Below are 5728 nucleotides of genomic sequence, written 5' to 3'. Positions count from 1 at the left end.
ATCCGCTCGTGTCTACCTCGAAAATCTGGATGTCTAGCTATTGAGTTACTCCAATCTGCAATAATCCAAGCTTCCAGTTCAGGAGCAGCAAACACAACAAGTTTATTAATATCAGCACATTCTGGTATAGTTGATATCGCATCTAAAATTTTATTTTCTTGAAGCTCTGGCGTGCGGCAATCTAAATCGTCAAACACTAAAATTAGATTACATTTATTTGGTTCATATCTTAAGGCAATAGGTAGTTCTTTAATGATTTGCTCAATTAGGCTTTGACTTGTTCTGCCATAACTATTTCCCTTACCAGGCTTAGGGCCAGGTTTTTGACGAGCTGGTGTTTTTCGTTCAAATTTACAATTAGAAAAATTTTGTTCTAAAAAAGGGATTAATCCTCTAACTTCAGCTTCCCCACCACCAGCAAAAACCCATACTACCACGGCCATCCTCCAATACTGGGGTCGCCAACACCATATAAATCACCTAATTGCCATCCTTCTTTTAATTTTTGATTTAGCATTTCTTTGGAGAGTGTTTTGATAGAGAAATGTGTTTTATCTTCTGAAGCAAAACAAAAAACATTTTCTAAACAATCCGTGAAATGATCTAAAAGATCGGGACTATGTGTGGTGATAATTAATTGGGTTTTCGCGGCAGCTTTTTTAATCCACTCTGCTAAAATTGGCATCCACGATATGTGCAATCCTAATTCTGGCTCATCAATGACTAGCAATGAAGGGAGAACTGGAGAATGTAATATAGTAGCCCAACAAAGCATTCTGACAGTTCCATCTGACATTTCATTTAGATAAAAAGCTTCCTTAATATCATGAAAATACCATTCTACAGTCAGAGACAAGCGACCAGAACGTATAGGTCTTAGACGACGAGTTTTTGGTAAAATCGACTTCATTGCCTTGTTGATGCTGTCCTCGAAGTCGATATCTTGCTGAGTCAAATTATCTAAAACTAGTGGTAAATTATCTCCAGATGAAGATAAATAAATATCACTTCCTCCTATTTTAGGTTCTGCCGTTCTAATTTGATTTAAATCCATATTGTTGGCATTGTAAAATTGCCATTTGGAAATAAATTCAACAAGGTCTCTTCTAATTCTGAAAACAGGTGTGCTTTCGGGAGGATATTGGCTATATTCAAGCAGCCGAGGAATAGCAGAAAGCCCCAAAGAATTGGTATCTATATTGTCTAAAGGTTCAAAATGAGTGCTGGAATTTTGTCCGGGACTATCATAAACTGATACAGCGCCTTTGCCCGCTTCCCTGTCATGAAACTTATAATAATAGAAAGGTTTTGATGAAGCTGATTCATGTAAATCTTCTCCGCTATATAAACATTCTTCGGAAATATTAACTCTTGGTTGGTTTTTGTCAACATAAATCTTCAAATCAAGAATTCCACTGTTTCTTCCGGGAGTACCAGTTTGGGAAAATTGTGAAAAACAATAAGCAAGTGTTACTACAGCAGGGCTTGCTATACTGCCATCTAAAATTCGATTAGCACCAATTTGAGTAACTGCATTTTCAAAACTACTAACACCCCGACTTTCATCAGGAATAGTAGTTAAGCTATCTTTTAAAAATTTTAAACAACTGATAAAGTTGCTTTTGCCTGAACCGTTTGAACCTATAAATATATTGAGTTTTTTTAGCTCAACTACTTTATCTAAAGACAGATTTTTATAATTTTTGCTAGCAACAAAGCGAAGTAGTGGTTGATTCATAGGATTTAAAACAAGTCTCTTTCAACTTAACAATTCATCTACAGCCACATTAAAACCTAACAATACTTTTTGAGTACTAACCACATCACCAGCTTTAAAGCCCAAAACCTGATTATCAGTCATTACAAAAACTAACCGACTTTCAGGAAATACTAGCCAAATTTCCTCGCAACCAGACTGCAAATACTCCTGGGCTTTTATAAATAAGTCTTCAGCTAAATCGGTGGGTGAAACTATTTCAGCAATTAGTGGGAAACTCTGGGGCAAAGTGGGAACATCACCAAACTCACTTACCAAATCCGGCGTCAGATAAGCCACATCAGGACGACGCCCCTGTTTATATGTGCGACAAGGTACTTCAGTGTAAACTTTCCCACCTACTTGATTGGAGTTGATGTAACTTCTCCAGTAAAAACCAAGACTTGATTCAATTTCACTATGTTTTAATGTCATCCCTGTTTTTTCTACTAGTTGCTCGTCTACCCACTCCATTCCGTCTGGAGGATTTGCCATGAAGTCTTCTAAAGAGAGGATTTGAGGGACGGATACAACATCGTTGTGTTTGGAAACTAACATTGTGAGCCTCCACTTTGGCTTGTTAAATATACAAAGTATAGAGTAATAAAGGAAATTTTTGTAATATTCATTTTTCAAAGCATTACCAAACTACCTTGCGCTTCTTCCTCTAATTCATAACCATTAGCCAATTTTTCAATTGCTTGGTCAATCATTGCCAAACCTTGATCTACCTTTTCAACTAAACTTAGCTGTCCTCGGAGTTCGGCAGCACCAACGAAACCTTTAGCATACCAAGTCATGTGCTTACGGGCTTGACGTACACCGCGATCGCCTTTATATTCCCACAAGGCTTGTAAATGATCTCTTGCACATTCCAAGCGCCCAATCGGGGTTGGTGATGCTAACATCTCTCCAGTTTTTAGGAAGTGATCAATTTCTCCCACCAAAAATGGATAACCCAAAGTTCCACGGGAACACATCACACCATCAGCACCAGTTTGTTCTAAACATTTCACCGCCGCTTCAACGGAAAAAATATCTCCATTCCCAATCACTGGGATAGAAAGCACTTCTTTTACACGCGCAATCCATTCCCAACGGGCATTGCCATTGTATCCTTGGGCGCGGGTGCGTCCGTGGACTGTGATCATTTTTGCCCCGGCATCTTCCATCCGCTTGGCAAAGTCGAGAATAGTAATTTCGTTATCATTCCAGCCAATACGGGTTTTTACTGTCACAGGTACATCAACAGCTTTTACCACTTCCCGCACAATTGCCTCTGCTACTTCTGGTTGCCGCAACAACGAAGAACCACCACCATTTTTGGTAATTTTATTTACCGGACAACCCATATTAATATCTACAGTATCAGCACCTTCGGCAACTGCTTTTATTGCTGCTTCTGCGAGGAAATCTGGACGACAATCAAATAGTTGAACGCTAATTGGGCGCTCATTTGGGTCTACCTCCATGATTTTGGGTAACTGCTTGACATAATGCAACCCTGTAGCATTTACCATTTCGGTATACATCATCGAATCTGGCGCATAGCGACGCACAATCCGGCGAAACACCATATCTGTCACCCCAGATAGAGGCGACTGGAGAACGCGACTTTTTACCTCGAAGGAGCCAATTTTGAGGGGTTGGGAGAGTCTAGCTTGCAGAATGGGAGAGAGCGAAATCATACAAAAAATAAAAAATTAATGGGAATGGAAAATAGCAGGAATATTTAGAGGTATCTGCGATCGCGGATAATTGTAGGTTACGTATCCTGACTTGGAGGCTGTTTTTGCATTTCTTGCTGAATCTCTTCTAGGCTCAAACCTAACTCTTTCGCTGTTTCTTCAAAACTCAATCCCAATCTCAACAACAAAGGTATCATTCTAAACTTTTCTTCACGCGCTCCTTCTTGCTTGCCTTCCTGTTTACCTTCTTGCTTGCCTTCTTGATAAACTCGTGTTTGTTTCAAATCACTTAACCCAAACATACCTTCAATCTCCTCTCGACTCATCGTCGGAAACTTGTAAACTAGTATTGTCTCTATTAATTCTAGTAACTGCCGCCGTTGTGGTTCAATGTTGATTTCTTGCTGGGTTCTGTCTATTAACTGCCTAGCAGATGTAATTGCTGTCTCCTCTTCATCGACCACTAATTTCATCGTAGCAATTCCAACTGGCAATGATGCAGTTTCACCTAATTCATTAAGATAAATGCGACTGATGCGCCCACTTGTGAAAAATTCACTGTAATTCCTGATATCTGCTGTATCTAAACTGCGATTGGGATAGATAACTACTCCTCGCCAAGAATTTTTAGGTTTATTTTGACGTAAGTATAAATAAATTTCTGAAAATAAGCGGGAATAAATTTCTGTGTCGGTTTGAAACTGGACTTCAACAAAGTAAATCGGATTTTCTTCCCCTTGTGTTGGGAGAAAAACGCCATCTATACGGAATGCAGTTTGCTTAATTTCAATTGAGGAGAATTTATAACCCTCTGCCGTTTGGGGTGGATTACCAATTAATTCAAAAAAGATGCCAGGAAATTCTTGAAAAAGGCGATAAAAAATGCTGTCAGTTTTCACGTTTGATGTATTGCGGTAATTTAAACCGTTAGATTTTACCGTGAAATAGCTAGTAACAGATTTTATTTAATTAGACTTAAGAAAATGGGGAGCAATTTTAGTTATATATGATGCTATGTCAATTTACAGTTGGTGTACTACGCCACTCTTTCAATACAAAACTAGACCACAGCAAAAAACCTATCAGTAACAGTCCCATAACTCCATCCAGCCAAATTAGGCTATGCATTTTCAAAGACATGGGAGCAACCATCGGGAAGAGATAATGGACTGGACTGGAGATACTAGTGATTGAGTATAAAACTAATAAAAAGTACGCCGACCAAAACATGCTTTTGTTGTAAAAGCAATATCCCAATAATCCAACTGGAGTCATCACAATCACAGTACTAATTACTCCAACAGAAGTGAACCATGCGGGGCCAGGATATCTACTCAAAAATAATGCATTATCTATGTAGTGTAGCCAAGTAGAAATGAGGTTGAGTGTGATGATAGCTAGCAGAATCGTCTGGCGAAACCTAGAAGTATTAATCATCATTTAAATATGCAATTAGAATGCGTAACAGTTTATTAAGCCGACTGCAAGAAGCAATCGGCATAACAAATTCATGGTAATTTAGTTGCAATTTAGCCGTGAGTTGCACCTTGAGGAGGACGCGAAACAACTTTTTTGGCTAAACCCAAAGTCTGTAAAACTAGGATGCTCCACCAAGTAACATCAATCTCCCACCAAGAAAACCCAGATTTTGCCATGTGGGGATAAGTATGATGGTTATTGTGCCATCCTTCTCCATAAGTGACGATGGATACCCACCAAAGATTACGAGCGCCATCATTGGCATCAAAGGTGCGATAACCCCACAGGTGTGATGCTGAGTTCACAAACCAGGTTGAGTGCCAAAGCAAGACACATCTGAGAAACACTCCGTAGAATACGAAAGACCATCCTCCTAAAGCATAAAGCAGCAGCCCGAAGGGTATTTGCAATAGCAAGAAGTAGCGATCTAACCAGCAATAATAGGGTTGTCTTGCTAGGTCAGGGGCATATTTTTTATAGGTATCATAGTCAAAAAATTCTGGACGCGGGTAGAAAATCCACAGTATATGGCTCCACCAAAAGCCTCTTTGGGCAGAGTAGGGGTCTAAATTAATATCTTCTGTATGGGCGTGATGCTGGCGGTGTCCACCTACCCAAAAAATTGGCCCACCTTGCAAAGCCAACGCTCCAATGAGGGCGATCGCATACTCTAACCACTTAGGAACTTACATTGTGTCCCTTGTATTACGTTTTCTAATTTTTATTAAAGCGAATCTATCAATATAGTTGATTGATAGTTGCTTCATAGTTAATTGCACCAAAAATAATCCCTGATTCTCAACAG

5 protein-coding genes and 2 pseudogenes are annotated in these 5728 nt (G+C 39.3%); all 7 read right to left on the bottom strand.

The genetic code is table 11. The annotated features are described in order from the left end of the window. Positions 1–437, bottom strand: a pseudogene (locus LC574_RS23235) (hypothetical protein); the annotation flags it as partial. Continuing rightward, the gene (locus LC574_RS23230) at positions 431–1738 is read right to left on the bottom strand and encodes an AAA family ATPase (protein WP_229455939.1); all 1308 of its coding nucleotides are present in this window, start codon (positions 1736–1738) and stop codon (positions 431–433) included. The gene LC574_RS23230 and the pseudogene LC574_RS23235, both read right to left, overlap by 7 nt. Positions 1739–1759: 21 nt before the next feature. Then, the gene (locus LC574_RS23225) at positions 1760–2314 is read right to left on the bottom strand and encodes a Uma2 family endonuclease (RefSeq protein ID WP_229455938.1); all 555 of its coding nucleotides are present in this window, start codon (positions 2312–2314) and stop codon (positions 1760–1762) included. A gap of 74 nt (positions 2315–2388) precedes the next feature. After that, on the bottom strand, positions 2389–3444 hold the full coding sequence (dusB, locus tag LC574_RS23220) for a tRNA dihydrouridine synthase DusB (protein WP_229455937.1): 1056 nt from the start codon (positions 3442–3444) through the stop codon (positions 2389–2391). Between the two features lie 77 nt (positions 3445–3521). Next, positions 3522–4343 (bottom strand): Rpn family recombination-promoting nuclease/putative transposase, encoded by an 822-nt coding sequence (locus LC574_RS23215; protein WP_229455936.1) that lies wholly within the window; start codon positions 4341–4343, stop codon positions 3522–3524. Positions 4344–4461: 118 nt separating this feature from the next. Further along, positions 4462–4884: a hypothetical protein gene (locus LC574_RS23210; RefSeq protein WP_229455935.1), complete on the bottom strand. Its 423-nt coding sequence runs from the start codon at positions 4882–4884 to the stop codon at positions 4462–4464. 89 nt (positions 4885–4973) lie between these two features. Next, positions 4974–5609 (bottom strand): annotated as a pseudogene (locus tag LC574_RS23205) (acyl-CoA desaturase); the annotation flags it as partial. Positions 5610–5728 lie beyond the last annotated feature (119 nt).

Source organism: Nostoc sp. CHAB 5715 (assembly GCF_020829685.1).
Lineage (GTDB): Bacteria > Cyanobacteriota > Cyanobacteriia > Cyanobacteriales > Nostocaceae > Nostoc.
The sequence above is the reverse complement of the archived record's forward strand: the minus strand, read 5'-3'. Positions and strand labels throughout refer to the sequence as shown.